The following is a 14,880-nucleotide window of genomic DNA, read 5'->3' as shown; positions in this document are numbered from 1 at the left end:
ACCATGTCAGCTTTCAGCGCATTGATGGTTGCCGTGAGTGTGGCAGAGCGCAAGCGCGATGAGGCACGCCAGGCATTGCAGAACGCTCAGGCCGCTCAGCGAGGCGCCCAGAGTCAGCTCGATCAGCTGGAGAGTTACGCGCAGGAAACCAGCGAGCGATGGGGCGCGCGCGAGGGAGTCACCCTCAAGCCCGAAGTGATGTACCACCACCACCAGTTTTTAGGGCGTCTGGGGGCTGCGGCTTCCATGCAGACGGGCGTAGTGGATGGGCATGTGCAAAGAGTTGAGGCTGCGAGCAAGCATTTGCTGGATGCAGAGCTTCGGCTGGCCAGTCTGCGCAAGGTGCTGGAAGCGCGCCAGAGGGAAATTGCCCTGCAGCAAATGCGCCGTGAACAAAAGCAGACCGATGAGCGTGCAGCAATTCAGTATCACAGTGGTGCCAGAGGCCGGGAAGGCCAGGAGAATTGAAATGGAACAGTCACGTATATCCCCCCAACAGCCTTCCCAAACCACACATGCCTCCCGTCCAAAGAAGGCGGATAAGCCTGCAGCAGATGCGGCGCAGGATGCGACTGCGGGTGGCTTCGTTGCATTGATGGCGGCTTTGGGTGACGGTTTGGCTGCGGACGGAACCGCAGACCTTTCAGATGCAGATCCTTTGGCACTGTCTGCCAAGGATGCCTCTGATCTGGTGGATCCGTACGCAGGGAACGGACAGCAGAGCTTGCTGACCGCCAACATGTTGGCCGCTGGTTTCGATAAAACGATGCTGAAAGGAGCGCCTGCTTCAGGTTCGACCGATGTCCAGGTCGGTAGCTCCAATCTCATGTGGGCTCATGACCCTGTGGGGGGAGGGCTGGTGACTCAGACCGCAGCCTTGGATGGTATGGGTGACGTCAAGGATGGAGATGCCGCCGCCGCGCTGCTCACGCAAGGACGACCTCCGCATTCACGATTTGGCTCCGCGATGGGGCAGCGCGGCGAGACTTTGGCCCAAGCGACTGCCGGACTGGTCAAAGGAGTTGCTGGGGATGTCAGCAAGGCTGGTGTTCCGGCGGCTGACATATCAGGTATATCAGGCGCTCTGACTTCGCTGCAGACCAGCTCTGTGCGTGAGTCCATGCAGTTTCAATCCACCTTTGCGCGTGAGCAATCTGGGCGTGCAGAGTTTGCAGGAGCACTTCCATCTGGAATGCCCTCGGAAGCGCTGGGCGCTATGGGAGAGATTGCTCCGGTTCGTGGCGGATCTGCTGCCGATTTGGGAAGCGATGCATCTGGAGTTGGATACTCTGGCGAGGGAGCCTGGGGGGCATCCATTCATGAAGCGCCTGGCGGGGGCTTGCATGACGTCGGGCTGCAGGATGCTTCTGTGTTTGCCAGTGCCGATGAGGCTCTGGCGGAACAGGTCACTTATTGGGTGAATCAAAAAACTCAGAATGCAGAAGTCACCTTGTCGCACGATGGCAAGCCCGTCGAGGTGTCTGTGAGTCTGTCAGGCAACGTAGCCCATGTGTCCTTCCGCAGTGACCAGGCGCACACCCGCCAGATGCTGGATGGGAATATGGCTCAGTTGAGCGACATGTTGCGTGACCAAGGTTTGATGCTCTCGGGCAGCAGTGTGGGTACTTCTGGCCAAGAGGGAGGGGGCTCCTCTAAAGAACAGACCTCTTCGGAACGCAATCCGTCCATGCGCCAAGCCAAGGTTGAGGTTGCCAATACCACTGCTGTACGCCACCCCTCGGCTTCTGCAGGTAATCGCTCACTGGATATCTTTGTTTGATTTGCGGATGGGCTCGTTGAGGCTGGTACACAAATCGAGTGCGGCCTAGGGTATTTGCTGCCCGGACTGCGCGTGGTCATCAAAGCCCAGACTGTGCCCTATCGATGACCATCACGCCGACTGAGTGAGCAAAGGGCTACAGTTCGGCATCCCTTTGGTTCACGGCATTCCTCTTTGTAGTTTGCTCTCGTACTGGCAGAGGGAGGACTGCCATGGTTTTGGGCTTTTATTCTGGCTATTATTGAATTGCCCCTCGGCTGACAATTCCAGTCAGCGTCTGGTTCATGCCCTCGTGCATGGCAAGCCGAATCCATACCGCAAGGAACCCGCCCCGTGTCTGACAATGCTGCCGCTCCGGCCAAGGAGAAGACCAAAAGCAAAAAATTGCTGGTAATCATCATCGGCGTAGTTTTGTTGCTGGTGCTGGGAGGTGGCGCAGCGGCCTGGTTGCTCTCCAGTCGGGCTCACCCCAAAGAAGAAGAAGCCGCGGAGGAGCCTGCGCCAGCAAAAGAGTCTGCGGCGAAGGGGCCTCCTACCTTCCTGCCGATGGAGAACATGGTGGTCAACCTGGCAGATCCGGGCGGAGAGCGCTTTGCTCAGATCGGAATCACTTTGGAGGTGGCGGACGCCAAGACTGCTGATCAAGTCAAGCAGTATCTTCCTTCCATTCGCAGCGGTATCCTGATGGTGGTCTCGCAGCGTACCTCTACCGAGTTATTGCAGCGTGAAGGCAAGGAAAAGCTTTCCAACGACATCCTTCGCGAAGTCTCCAAGCCATTGGGCTTTCCTGTCTACACGCCCAAGAAGCGCGCCTCCCAGGATTCTGAGGATGAGGAGGAAGAGCGCGCTGCACGCCGCCGAGCCGAAAAGAACCCCGTGAAGCGGGTGCTCTTCTCCAGCTTCATCATTCAGTGACCCGTAAAGGAGTGCTCCATGAGTGATTCATTCCTGTCGCAAGAAGAAGTTGATGCCCTTCTGGAGGGTGTCACGGGTGAAAGCCAGAAATCGGTCGAAGAGGTTGCTGAGGCGGGGTCGGTTCGAAACTATGACATTTCGAGCCAAGAGCGCATCGTCCGCGGGCGTATGCCGACGATGGAAATCGTCAACGAGCGGTTTGCGCGTAACTTCCGCATTGGGCTTTTCAATTTCATCCGTCGTAGCCCTGAGATATCGGTGGGTACGGTCGCGGTGCAGCGTTACAGCGCTTTTCTGCGTGAACTGGCCGTTCCTACCAACTTCAATATCGTCGCCATCAGGCCTTTGCGCGGCAGTGGGTTGATTGTGTGTGAACCTTCTCTTGTGTTCGGAATTATTGACACCTTGTATGGTGGTGTCGGCAAATTCCAGACCCGTATTGAAGGTCGGGATTTTTCTCCTACTGAACAGCGAGTGATCAATCGACTGGTCGATGTGATCTGTGCTGAATACAAGAAGGCTTGGCACGGTATCTACCCATTGGAACTGGAGTACCAACGCTCGGAAATGCAGCCCCAGTTCGCCAACATCGCGACCCCGAGTGAAATTGTGGTTTCTACAGCGTTTCAGCTGGAAATTGGTGATCTCTCGGGGGCGATCCATGTTTGCATGCCGTATGCAACCCTGGAGCCTATTCGAGATGTGCTTTATTCCTCTACGCAGGGGGACTCGATTGAAGTAGACCGCCGTTGGGTGCGGGTGCTTACGCGGGAAATACAGGCTGCTGAGGTTGTTTTGGTTGCTGAGCTTGCCAAGGCGGATGCCACCGTAGAGCAGTTGCTCGCCATGAAGCCGGGCGACTTCATTGAGTTGGATCGCGAGCCGCGTATCAAGGCCTCCATTGGTGGAGTTCCCATTTTTGAATGCCAGTACGGAACGCACAACTCCAAATACGCCATACGTATTGAGGAGTGCCTGCGCACATCGGACATGAGCTGGCTTGGAGAAAAAGATGTCAACTGAAGAAAATGACAACAAAGAAGCCGCGGATGATCCGTTTGCTGGCTGGGCTGAGGCTCTAGAAGAGCAAAAGCGCGACGACAGCAAATCTGCTCAGGCAGAGCAGGGCGGGCCTCTGGCAGGTGAACCCGTCCGCCCCTTTGCTGGCGGAGGGGAAACTGTCAACGACATCAACATGGTGCTGGATATTCCTGTCCAGCTCTCGGTGGAGTTGGGGCGTACCAAGGTTCCGATCAAGTACATCCTGCAGTTGGCGCAAGGGTCTGTGGTTGAGTTGGATGCGTTGGCCGGTGAACCCATGGATGTGTTGGTCAACGGCTACCTGATTGCTCAAGGCGAAGTGGTGGTTGTGAATGACAAGTTCGGTATCCGTTTGACCGATGTGGTGACTCCATCGGAGCGTCTCAGGCGTGTGAGCCGTGGATAACGCAGGTATGGGCCAGACCCTGACCGTTGTCATCTTGTTCATTGCCGGGATGGCTTGTTTGCCTTGGCTGGTGCGAAAGATTCAGCAAAAGCATGCGCTGGGTCTGCGGGAGGGAAGTGCTTCGGTTTCGCGTGTGCTGAGCTCGGTCGCTGTAGGGCCCCAGCAGCGTGTAGTTACCATTGAAGTGGGACCAGAACATGCGCGTTCTGTTTTGGTATTGGGTGTGACTGCCCAGCAGATCACCTGCCTGCACACTATCCCCATGGTTCGATCCAGCGAAGTTGGCGGGCAGAACTCCTTTGCCAGGCAAATGGAGATTGCTCAGTCGGTGAAAGATGCCGATGCCTGATTGTCGTTCTGTGCGCTGTCTGTGGCACCGTGGCGGTATGGTGAGACAGATCGCTGTGTTAGGTGCAGTGGCTTTGTTGGCAGCTTTGCCGGGTGATCCTGCACTCGCCCAAAGTGCGGGTGGCTCTCTTCCTGTGTTGGTGGGAACAGGGGCAGGTGGCAACAGCTATTCCGTTCCCATTCAGACATTGCTGTTCTTTACAGCGCTGTCATTTTTGCCCGCCATCTTGTTGATGATGACGGGGTTCACTCGCATCGTCATTGTGCTGTCCTTGCTACGCCAGGCTTTGGGCACACAGTCTGCACCACCCAATCAGGTGATCGTGGGACTCTCTTTGTTTCTCACCATGTTTGTGATGGGGCCAACGCTGGATCGTGTCTATCAAGACGCATATGTGCCGTACACCAGCAATGCCATAGGATTTGAGCAGGCCTTGGAAAGAGCAGAGGCCCCCATGCGGGAGTTCATGCTGAAGCAGACACGTCAGTCTGATTTCGCCTTGTTTGCCCGCCTGGGACGTCTGGCTCCTGAGGTCAAGGCAGAGCAGGCTCCTCTGCGCGTGTTGGTTCCCGCCTTTGTGACCAGTGAGCTGAAGTCAGCCTTTCAAATTGGCTTCATGATCTTCATTCCGTTTCTGGTGATCGACATGGTTGTATCAAGCATATTGATGTCGTTGGGGATGATGATGCTCTCGCCAGTGCTGGTAGCACTTCCCTTCAAGCTGATGCTTTTTGTCTTGGCTGATGGCTGGAATCTGTTGCTGGGCTCACTCGCCGCCAGTTTTGTGACCTGAGAGGAGATTTCAAGAATGACTTCTCAATTGGTACTGACGATTGCACGAGATGCGTTGACTTTGCTTCTCATGATCTCCATGCCTGTCTTGGGCGTGGTAATGGCTGTGGGCTTGGTGGTCAGCATCTTTCAGGCTGTGACGCAGATTCATGAGGCTACCTTGGCCTTTGTTCCCAAACTGATTGCTGCCATTGTGGTGTTTGCAATCGGTGGCCCGTGGATGATCAGTACCTTGGTGGATTACATCCGCAGAACCATTGAGTCCATTCCGTCCATCATTGGGTAGGTCTGGATAGGTCGTGATCACGTTCAGTGAAGCACAGTTGATGGCCTGGTTATCGCCGGTGCTTTGGCCATTTCTCAGGGTGCTGGCAGTTTTCTCGGTGGCCCCAATCTTCTCCATGCGCGTGATCCCCATGCGAGCAAAGGTGGGGTTGGCATTCCTGGTTGCGGTTTGCGCCCAGGCTGTAATGCCTGATCAGCCAGTGATTGATCTCAATGGACGCGAGGCTTTGGGCGTTGTCGCACAGCAAGTGGTGGTCGGCCTTTCCATTGGATTCGCTGTGCGTCTGGTGTTTTCGTCAGTCGAACTGGCGGGGGAGGTGATCGGGCTGCAGATGGGGCTCAACTTTGCTTCCTTTTTTGACCCGACCAGCAATGCCCAGGTCAGTGCCGTTGCTCGCTTCTTTGGCAATATCACGATGCTCCTCTTTATCGTCATCAATGGTCATTTGATGGTGTTGATGGCGGTAGTGAAGAGCTTTGACCGTTTTCCTGTCAATGGAAACTTTCTTGCAGCATTGAACCAAATGCGCTTGTTTGAGTTGGGGGCATCACTGTTCTCTAGTGCCTTGTGGATTGCGTTGCCCATGATTGCGCTACTTCTGTTCGTCAACCTGGCGTTGGGCGTAATTTCCCGTGTAGCCCCGCAGATGAACATTTACGCCGTGGGATTTCCTGTTACCCTGACTGTGGGCATGCTTGGTATCACAGCCACGTTGCCTCTTCTGGAGCAGCCCATGCTGACCTTGATGCAGCGCGCTGTAGATATCTTTGTGTCGCAGCGATGAAGAGGTGGACCCGTCAGACCAATTGGTTGCGGATTGCGTAAACCGTCAGCTCTGCATTGTTGGTGAGCTGAAGTTTTTCCAGCACTCTGGACCGATACACACTCACTGTTTTGGGACTCAGCATCAATTCTTCTGCAATGTCCGATAGGCGCCTGCCTGAAGCAATTTTGATCAGCGTCTGGAGTTCCCGCTCTGAAAGCGCAGCATGGGGTGTCTCAGGCGTGGGTTGGGACAAGCTGTCCGCAAGCATTTGAGCCACCTCTGGAGTCAGATATTTGCGGCCCTGCATTACTGTTCTGACTGCGGTGATGAGCTCCACAGGATCACCTGCTTTGTTGGCATAGCCTTGGGCACCTGCTTTCAGGCATCGTAGAGCGTACTGATCCTCTGGGTACATTGAAACCATGAGGACTTTGATGTCCGGGTGTGATTCCCGCAAGCTTGCCAATACCTCAAGACCATTGCGTCCAGGCATATTGATGTCTAGCAGCAATACGTGACAGGGTGCTGAGCGCAGTAGTTCCTTGAGCTCAGAGTATCCGTTTGCTTCCCCCGTTACCCGAATGTCTGCTGCCTCGACCAATGTGTCGCGAATACCTCGGCGTAAAACAGCATGGTCATCGCATAAAACCACATTAATCATCTATGACCTCGTCCCTGTCTGTTGGTCGTGATGATATTAGGGGGACTGTCAGCGTAATGCATGTCCCCTTACCCACTTGGCTGCCAATGTCTAGCCACCCTCCGGCAATTCGCGCTCGCTCTTGCAAGCCTTTCAGTCCAAATGCCTTTGGTTTGTTTCGGTCTTCGGAGGGAATGCCACAGCCATTGTCCGCAATCTCCAGGGTGAGTACGTTTTCCTGATCTGATAGATCGATAGCCACTTGGGTGGCGTTCGCGTACTTTGTGATGTTGGTGAGGGCTTCTTGGGTTGTGCGATAGGCCACCACTTGAATGTCTTGGGGGACTGACATGTCCTCGCTGCTCACGCTGAGCCGAACGGGAACGCCTGTTCTGCGCTCAAAGGATGAGACTAGCCATCGGATTGCTGCAACAAGTCCCTGTTCCAGCACTGGCGGGCGTAAGTCCATCATGATGCGCTGGCTTGCGCCAATTGCATGCTGCAGCATCTCTACCGCAGCATTGGCGTGCCGTTGAATCTCAATATCGGGTGCATGGCGGCTGATCCAGGAGACATCAAACCTAACAGCTGTCAGTGCTCCTCCGATGTCATCGTGAATCTCGCGTGCAATAGATGCACGCTCGTTTTCTATCGAGCTCTGTAAATGTGCCGTCAGCTCCACCAGTCTTTTTTGAGACTCTGCCAGTTCTGCTACCGCCGCTTCCTTTTCCTGTTTAGCTTGATGCACCTCCATAGCCCTAGCTACGACATGCGGCAGTCGAGTGATGTCGTCCTTGAGCAGGTAGTCTGAGATGCCGAGCCTCATGGCGTCTACCGCCGCCGCCTCACCAATGGCGCCAGAGACCAAAATGAAAGGTAGAGGGTGACGCGACCGCGCAACACATTGCCACGCATCAAGGGCAGTGAACCCGTTGAGCCTGTAGTCCGCTAGGATGATGTCAAAACGTTTCTTTGCTATGAGCTCTTCAAACAACTCCAGCGAGTCGACAGGAATAACGTTGGATAAAGGGTACGCTTTGTGAAGAATACGTTGCACTAGGTCTTGGTCGGCCAGCGAATCTTCAAGGTGAAGTATTTGAAGGTGTTGCTCTGGTGCTATCGTGACCATAGGGGCGTTATCATAGGATACATTTTGGAACAAACAAGGGTGTTTGTCCGGTTGAGAGGGCTCACTAGGCCGGCGTCCAATGGCTCGTGTGAAATGAGCAGTGGGTTCAGCAAAATCGACTCTGCGACTTCGTCTTTGATGATCGAGCGTGCTTTGCTGCTTTTTGCAATGGAGAAACGATGCAATCTACGCTAACAACGCCTGGAGGGCCTGCGGTCCATGTTCCTGTCATGGTGGCAGCTGAGCTTCAAGACTCATTGCTGGTCGTTATGCATGATTTGCACCGGTTGGAAGGCCTGCTGAGTCATGCTACAGACAATTTGCTTGAGCGTTTTGGCGAGGCAAATGCTGCACTGACAGACTCCCGTGTCGCCCAATCTCCTGAGTTGGCCGCCGCACGTGATGCTTTGCGAAGTGCTGTGACTGAGCTTCAGTTTCAGGACATGGCGTCTCAGCTCATTTGGCACACTACTAAGGTATTGCAGGGGTGTGCCTTTCGTTTGGCTTCTGAAGCCATGGGGCAAGAAGAAGGGGAAGAAGCAGCCCCCTTCGCCGAGATGGCGCCAGATCGTCCCAATCCTGTTACCCAGAGTGAAATGGATGCTGGTTCTGTCGACCTGTTTTAAGCACCACGGTACCACCCCATACATATATTCAAGTCAGCTGGAGTCTTAAATGCAATCAATACTTGCCGTAGACGATTCACCTTCCATGCGAAAAATGGTTTCCTTCACCCTGACCGGTGCTGGATACCACGTCGTGGAGGCGGTGGATGGGCAAGATGCCCTCGAAAAAGCGGAGAGTCATGAAATCCATTTGGTTCTGGCTGATCAAAACATGCCCAGGCTGGACGGAATTGGCCTCACCCGCAAACTCCGCGAGCATCCTAAATTCAAGACGATTCCTATCCTGATATTGACTACGGAGTCCAGCGATCAGATGAAGCAAGCGGGACGCTCTGCGGGGGCGACCGGTTGGCTTGTGAAGCCTTTTGATCCGAATCGTTTGATTGAAGTTATTCAGAAGGTGATCCGCTAGTAATGCAGATCGTCAATTCACTGAGATAGGAGCCAACCATGGCAGAAATCCACCAAGAAGGATCTGGGTCAGGTGCTGATTTTGATCTGAGTCAGTTTTATCAGATCTTCTTTGAAGAAGCTGGGGAAAACCTGGACCAGATGGAGCAGATGTTGCTGGATCTGGACCTGAGCCAAGCGAACGATGAGGAGCTGAACGGTATTTTCCGTTGCGCACATTCCATCAAGGGTGGTGCTGCCACATTTGGTTTTTCTGATGTTGCAGAGTTGACGCATCAGATGGAGTCTCTGTTGGACAAGCTGCGCCGGCACGAACTCCAACCCATTCCCCAAATGGTGGATGTGTTGTTGGAGTCTGCAGATGCCTCGCGCAGCTTGCTTGCGAGGCACCAAGCTGGCGGAGCTGGTGAAGCTGTTTCTACAACCGCATTGGTCCAACGTATCAGTGATCTCGCGGCTGGCTTGGCGCCAGAGGAGGCGTCGGCTCCAGTGCCAGCGCCCACCCCTGCGGTTGCTGCTCCAGTCGCAACTCCTGCGCCCTCACCAAGCGTTGCGACTACGCATGTGCCTGGTCAGTTACGTCAACTGGAAATCCACATTGGTCCTTTGGAGCGAATGGAGCAGGCAGATGCCATTAAAGAGCTGTTTAAAGATATCGCAGGGTTAGGAACCATTCAGGATATCTCAGGGGCTAGCCCGAACATGAGAGTATTCGCAGTGGAGACCACGTCTTCGACTGACGACCTGCTTGATCTGTTTGCTTTCCATGTGTCGAAGGATCAAGTGCGCTTCGTGGACACCGCTGCTGGTTCAGCAGGTGGGGCATCACCCGGTTCCGAAGCTGCGGGCGGAGACGCTGCCTATGGATTCTTCAGTGATGCCCCTGGAGCTCCTTCGACGACTGCTCAAGCTGCACCGCCTGTGGGAGTGGTGTCTGAAGATGCACCTCGTAAATCCGTCGTAACGGCAAAACCTGTTGCTGAGCAAAAAGTGCCTAGCCAGGCGCAGATGGAGTCCACTACGATCCGCGTTGCCGTCAACAAGGTTGATCAGCTCATCAACTTGGTGGGTGAACTGGTGATCACCCAGGCAATGCTTGCTCAGAACAGCAGGGGATTGGATGCGGGTGCTTACCAGCAATTGCTTGCAGGTTTGGCGGATTTGGACCGAAACACCAGAGATCTGCAAGAGTCCGTGATGTCGATACGGATGATTCCCATGTCCATCGTCTTCAGCAGGTTCCCTCGAATGCTGAGAGATTTGGCAAACAAGTTGGGCAAGAAGGTAGATTTGGTCACTTTGGGTGAGGCCACTGAACTGGATAAAGGGTTGGTAGAAAAAATTACCGACCCATTAACTCACTTGGTTCGAAATAGCTGTGATCACGGAATTGAGTTGCCTGCTGATCGACTGGCTAAAGGTAAATCAGAGCACGGAACAATCACCTTGTCCGCATCGCACCAAGGTGGCTCTATTGTGATTGACGTGAGAGATGATGGCCGGGGACTCTCGAGAGAGAAGATCCTTCGCAAGGCTCAGGAGCGTGGCTTGGATGTTTCTGAGCAGATGACTGATGCTGAGGTTTGGCAGCTTATCTTTGCCCCGGGCTTTTCTACAGCCGATGAAGTCACTGACGTTTCTGGACGCGGCGTGGGCATGGACGTGGTAAAAAGAAATATTGCTGCGCTGAATGGGACTGTGGAGATCGATTCTGCCGAGGGTTACGGCATGAAGGTCTCTGTTCGTTTGCCGCTCACTCTTGCGATCATGGACGGTATGTCCGTTGGGGTAGGAGACGAGGTTTACATTCTTCCTTTGTCCTCTGTTGTGGAGTCGTTCCAAGTCAACGCAGACGATGTCAGTACCGTAGCTCAAGGTTCCCAGTTGGTGAAGGTGCGTGATGAATACATGCCTGTCATCGCCCTGGAGAAAATATTCCAAGTCCCTCGCTTTGACTTGAATAAATCCAGCAACATCATGGTCGTTGTCGAGGCAGATGGCAGCCGAGTGGCACTTCTCGTGGACGAGTTGCTTGGGCAGCATCAGGTCGTCGTGAAGAACTTGGAAACCAACTATAAAAAGGTACCTAACGTTTCCGGAGCGACGATTTTGGGTGATGGAACTGTCGCGCTGATTCTGGATACAGGTGGCTTGGTTCGCAGAGCGCGCCATTGAAAACCATCACTAAAAGAACACATTTGAAGGAGTTTGTATGAGTGTCGTGGGTAAACCAGCTGACTCAGCACCTTCCGGAGCACGGGAATATCTTACCTTCCGGCTGGATCAGGAAGAGTATGGTATCGATATCTTGAAGGTGCAAGAAATACGCGGATATGAGCAACCTACTCGTATTGCTAATGCGCCCTCTTTTATAAAGGGTGTTGTTAATCTGCGAGGAACCATTGTTCCCATCGTAGATATGCGGTTGAAATTCAACTGTGCCCAAGCAGATTACAGTAGCTTTACTGTGGTGATTATTCTGAATCTGAGAAATCGTGTTGTTGGGGTTGTTGTTGACTCCGTCAGTGACGTGATGGAGTTAACTGCAGAAAATATTCGAAATGCTCCGGATATCGAAAGTGCTATTGATAACAGCTGTATCTTGGGCTTGGGTTCTGTTGGGGACCGAATGCTGATTCTGCTAGATATCGAGAAGCTAATGTCTAGTGTTGATATGGGGTTGGTGACTGCAGACGAATAGTTTTTGAACTTTGGAGTGCGGGTTGGTTATGTAACTTTCTGGGGATGGTCATGTCGCAAGTTTCCCAAGCAATAAAAAATACCCGCTCTCAGATTCCAATGAGTGATGTAGGTGGTGCCGGATCCAATCCTTCTGGCCCTCTAGCTCAGGGGCGTGAGTTTGTGTGGACCAATGCGGACTTTGCCCGCGTGCAGTCTCTTATTTATCAAAGAGCTGGCATTAGCCTGCACGATGGCAAGCATGCGATGGTTTACAGTCGTCTCTCTAGACGGTTGAGAGAAACTGGTCATTCAAGTTTTCATGAATATTTGACTTGGTTGGAACACAATGATGGTCCCGAATGGCAAGAATTTGTCAATGCCCTTACAACAAATTTGACTGCATTTTTCAGAGAGCAGCATCACTTCGAAATTTTTGCCAACCACTTGCAGAGTAAATCCGCTGGAACAGCATGGCGAGTTTGGTGCAACGCAGCATCAACGGGTGAGGAACCTTATTCAATAGTGATGACAGCAATAGAGTCACTCGGAAGCAATCCCTCTTTCAAGTTAACTGCTAGTGATATTGACTCAAAGGTTTTGACTACCGCAGGTAATGGAATTTATCGTTTGGAAAGTCTTAAAGGAGTTGGACCCGAAAGGATGCAGAAGTTCTTCCTCAGGGGCAAGGGCGCAAACTCGGGTATGGCCAGAGTGAAGCCTGAACTCAGAAAATTGATTGACTTTATGAGTGTCAATCTCATCCGGGATGACTGGCCTTTTAAAGAGCCTTTCGACGTCGTTTTTTGCAGGAATGTCATGATTTACTTTGATGCTCCAACCCAGCGGCGCGTTCTGGAAAAAATCCATCGTGTGCTGAAACCGGGTGGACTTCTTTTTGTTGGTCATGCCGAAAATTTCAGCGAATCCAAAGACCTATTTACGCTGCGTGGTAAAACGGTTTATGAGAGACGCTGATCTCTTTGATTAAAAGCTACTACCTCATGAGCAACATAAGACCTAGCCAACCCTCTGCAGCTGGAGGCAGTATGCAAGCCCAAGGAGGAATAGAGCGTCGCCGTGCCCCCCGCATTGCGCCGCTGAGTGCCGATGTATATTCTTCCACCGGCTCGGCCAAAGACTCTTCCTTGGAGGAGTTGAAGGCGCGTGTAAGACGTCCTGGCGAGGCGTCTTTTTTTTATCTGGACCATCACTTTCAACACAACGCTGTAAAGGTGTTACCGGGAGAGTATTTCGTCGCCAACGAAAACATGGTGATCATGACAGTTCTGGGCTCGTGTATTGCAGCTTGTCTGTGGGATAGCCGTGCGCATGTTGGCGGTATGAATCACTTTATGCTTCCTGATGGTGAAGTTGGAGACTCGTCTGGAAGGTATGGTTCATATGCAATGGAAGTGCTGATCAACGAAATGTTGAAGCTTGGTGCCCGGCGTGAAACTATGCAGGCCAAAATATTCGGCGGCGCACAAGTTATGCACAATTTCACCACGATGAACGTTGGTGAACGTAATACGAATTTTGTTCTGAATTACCTTCATACTGAGCGTATACCCATTGTTTCTGAGGATGTGCTGGATATTTATCCGAGGAAGGTTGTCTTTTTCCCTGTGACGGGTAAAGCAATGGTGAAGCGTTTGGCGCATGCGCATCCTGATGTTGCCCAAGAGGTTCGTGGGAATGCAGCAACCGTCGCTAAGAGTAATGCTGGCGGTTCTGTGGATCTGTTTTGAGTGAGGTCGTGGTTGATGAATAAGAAAATTAGAGTCATCGTTGTAGACGACTCTGCTTTGGTCCGTAGCTTGCTCGCTGAGATCATTAACCGTCAGCGCGATATGGAATGTGTAGGTACTGCCAATGATCCCCTTATCGCTCGTGAAATGATCAGGGAGCTGAATCCCGACGTAATCACACTTGATGTAGAGATGCCTCGAATGGATGGCATTGATTTCCTTGGAAGACTCATGCGCCTTCGACCAATGCCGGTCGTCATGATTTCTACCCTGACGGAACGTGGGGCGGAAGTGACCATGAAGGCTCTGGAACTTGGTGCGATTGATTTTGTTGCCAAGCCTCGCGTTGGGTTAACAAGCGGGCTCAATGAATTAGCTGAGCAAATCGTCGACAAAATTCGCGTTGCGGCAGTGGCGCAGGTCCGCAAAGGTACCGTTCGCGAAGGTAAGCCTCAGGCTCCCCAGCTGCTCCATGCGCCAGGCTCCGCGGTACCTGCAGCTCCCTCCGGTTTAATGGGGCGAATATCCACCGAAAAGTTGATTTGTATCGGTGCTTCCACCGGAGGGACCGAGGCGATCAAGGAGGTGCTGGTGCAGATGCCCGCGGACTCTCCTGCTATCGTAATTACGCAGCATATGCCTCCGGGTTTTACGACAAGTTTTGCAGCTCGTCTCAATGGTCTATGCCAAATTACGGTGAAGGAAGCTGTGAATGGCGAGCGCATTCTGCCAGGGCATGCATACATTGCGCCAGGAGGGCGACAGTTTCATGTGGCGCGCAGTGGCGCGAACTATGTCGCGGTTGTTGATGATGGGCCTCCCGTCAATCGTCACAAGCCTTCTGTTGAAGTGCTGTTCAAGTCGGCTGCAGCTGTCGTTGGGCGAAACGCTTACGGCATCATGTTGACTGGCATGGGCAATGATGGGGCTGCTGCCATGCGTGAAATGAAAGATGCTGGCAGCTATAACTATGTTCAGGATGAAGCTAGTTGTATCGTTTTTGGAATGCCGCGCGAGGCTATTGCTCACGGGGCTGCTGACGAGGTGCTCCCGCTTGGACAGATCGCTGGTGCCTTGCTAGCTCGACTTCGTGGAGCTCCGGATAGAGTTTTGCACCGTATCTGATGCTTTCATGATTTCGTGGGTGGTTCGTTTGCTTTCAGATGCGCCCCCTCGCAGTCTCGCCTATCGCGATCAGACGGGGTGCGACGTTCCTCGTCTGTATATAGAAGCACTGGAGGAGGCGATCGCCCAGGCGTGAGAAAAGAATCGTGCATCTTCCAGATGAGGTGGAAATTCTTGTTATACT

18 protein-coding genes are annotated in these 14,880 nt (G+C 53.0%); 16 read left to right on the top strand and 2 right to left on the bottom strand.

Annotation, left to right across the window (positions count from 1 at the left end; all coding sequences use genetic code 11):
* The first annotated feature begins 3 nt into the window (after positions 1-3).
* From fliJ to fliR, 9 genes are all read left to right on the top strand, one after another.
* The gene (fliJ, locus tag AACH87_RS18680; RefSeq protein WP_338796026.1) at positions 4-468 is read left to right on the top strand and encodes a flagellar export protein FliJ; all 465 of its coding nucleotides are present in this window, start codon (positions 4-6) and stop codon (positions 466-468) included.
* Entirely contained in the window at positions 407-1,780 is a 1,374-nt protein-coding gene (locus AACH87_RS18675; protein ID WP_338796025.1) for a flagellar hook-length control protein FliK, read from the top strand. Before fliJ ends, AACH87_RS18675 begins: the two co-directional genes overlap by 62 nt.
* A 333-nt stretch (positions 1,781-2,113) precedes the next feature.
* On the top strand, positions 2,114-2,695 hold the full coding sequence (locus tag AACH87_RS18670) for a flagellar basal body-associated FliL family protein (protein ID WP_338796024.1): 582 nt from the start codon (positions 2,114-2,116) through the stop codon (positions 2,693-2,695).
* 18 nt (positions 2,696-2,713) lie between these two features.
* A complete protein-coding gene (fliM, locus tag AACH87_RS18665) occupies positions 2,714-3,718 on the top strand; it encodes a flagellar motor switch protein FliM (protein ID WP_338796023.1) in 1,005 nt (334 codons plus the stop codon).
* Positions 3,708-4,142 (top strand): flagellar motor switch protein FliN, encoded by a 435-nt coding sequence (gene fliN, locus AACH87_RS18660; protein WP_338799016.1) that lies wholly within the window; start codon positions 3,708-3,710, stop codon positions 4,140-4,142. The genes fliM and fliN overlap by 11 nt, the downstream gene beginning before the upstream one ends.
* 7 nt (positions 4,143-4,149) lie before the next feature.
* Positions 4,150-4,491, top strand: coding sequence for a flagellar biosynthetic protein FliO (locus tag AACH87_RS18655; RefSeq protein WP_338796022.1), 342 nt, complete (start codon positions 4,150-4,152; stop codon positions 4,489-4,491).
* Between the two features lie 37 nt (positions 4,492-4,528).
* Positions 4,529-5,284 (top strand): flagellar type III secretion system pore protein FliP, encoded by a 756-nt coding sequence (gene fliP, locus AACH87_RS18650; protein WP_338796020.1) that lies wholly within the window; start codon positions 4,529-4,531, stop codon positions 5,282-5,284.
* A 15-nt stretch (positions 5,285-5,299) separates the two neighbouring features.
* The gene (fliQ, locus tag AACH87_RS18645; protein ID WP_338796018.1) at positions 5,300-5,569 is read left to right on the top strand and encodes a flagellar biosynthesis protein FliQ; all 270 of its coding nucleotides are present in this window, start codon (positions 5,300-5,302) and stop codon (positions 5,567-5,569) included.
* 13 nt (positions 5,570-5,582) lie between these two features.
* The gene (gene fliR / locus AACH87_RS18640) at positions 5,583-6,353 is read left to right on the top strand and encodes a flagellar biosynthetic protein FliR (protein ID WP_338796017.1); all 771 of its coding nucleotides are present in this window, start codon (positions 5,583-5,585) and stop codon (positions 6,351-6,353) included.
* A 13-nt stretch (positions 6,354-6,366) separates the two neighbouring features.
* Here the strand turns inward: fliR and AACH87_RS18635 are convergent, their stop codons facing one another.
* Complete coding sequence (locus tag AACH87_RS18635; RefSeq protein WP_338796015.1) at positions 6,367-6,996, bottom strand: response regulator transcription factor; 630 nt, start codon at positions 6,994-6,996, stop codon at positions 6,367-6,369.
* Positions 6,989-8,104: an ATP-binding protein gene (locus tag AACH87_RS18630; protein WP_338796014.1), complete on the bottom strand. Its 1,116-nt coding sequence runs from the start codon at positions 8,102-8,104 to the stop codon at positions 6,989-6,991. Before AACH87_RS18630 ends, AACH87_RS18635 begins: the two co-directional genes overlap by 8 nt.
* Positions 8,105-8,283: 179 nt before the next feature.
* On the opposite strand from AACH87_RS18630, the gene AACH87_RS18625 reads away from it, so the two are divergent.
* From AACH87_RS18625 to AACH87_RS18595, 7 genes are all read left to right on the top strand, one after another.
* A complete protein-coding gene (locus AACH87_RS18625) occupies positions 8,284-8,730 on the top strand; it encodes a hypothetical protein (RefSeq protein WP_338796013.1) in 447 nt (148 codons plus the stop codon).
* Positions 8,731-8,779: 49 nt separating this feature from the next.
* Positions 8,780-9,142, top strand: a complete 363-nt coding sequence (locus AACH87_RS18620; RefSeq protein ID WP_338796012.1) for a response regulator — start codon at positions 8,780-8,782, stop codon at positions 9,140-9,142.
* A 38-nt stretch (positions 9,143-9,180) separates the two neighbouring features.
* Positions 9,181-11,316 carry a chemotaxis protein CheW gene (locus AACH87_RS18615; RefSeq protein ID WP_338796011.1) on the top strand — a complete coding sequence of 712 codons (2,136 nt, stop codon included), beginning with the start codon at positions 9,181-9,183 and terminating at the stop codon, positions 11,314-11,316.
* A gap of 37 nt (positions 11,317-11,353) precedes the next feature.
* Positions 11,354-11,842 carry a chemotaxis protein CheW gene (locus AACH87_RS18610; RefSeq protein ID WP_338796010.1) on the top strand — a complete coding sequence of 163 codons (489 nt, stop codon included), beginning with the start codon at positions 11,354-11,356 and terminating at the stop codon, positions 11,840-11,842.
* A gap of 98 nt (positions 11,843-11,940) precedes the next feature.
* On the top strand, positions 11,941-12,798 hold the full coding sequence (locus tag AACH87_RS18605) for a CheR family methyltransferase (RefSeq protein ID WP_338799015.1): 858 nt from the start codon (positions 11,941-11,943) through the stop codon (positions 12,796-12,798).
* Between the two features lie 71 nt (positions 12,799-12,869).
* Entirely contained in the window at positions 12,870-13,571 is a 702-nt protein-coding gene (cheD, locus tag AACH87_RS18600) for a chemoreceptor glutamine deamidase CheD (protein WP_338796009.1), read from the top strand.
* A gap of 15 nt (positions 13,572-13,586) precedes the next feature.
* The gene (locus AACH87_RS18595; protein ID WP_338799014.1) at positions 13,587-14,696 is read left to right on the top strand and encodes a chemotaxis response regulator protein-glutamate methylesterase; all 1,110 of its coding nucleotides are present in this window, start codon (positions 13,587-13,589) and stop codon (positions 14,694-14,696) included.
* Positions 14,697-14,880: the final 184 nt, after the last annotated feature.

This window comes from Acidovorax sp. DW039 (assembly GCF_037101375.1).
Taxonomy (GTDB): domain Bacteria; phylum Pseudomonadota; class Gammaproteobacteria; order Burkholderiales; family Burkholderiaceae_C; genus Acidovorax.
The sequence above is the reverse complement of the archived record's forward strand: the minus strand, read 5'-3'. Positions and strand labels throughout refer to the sequence as shown.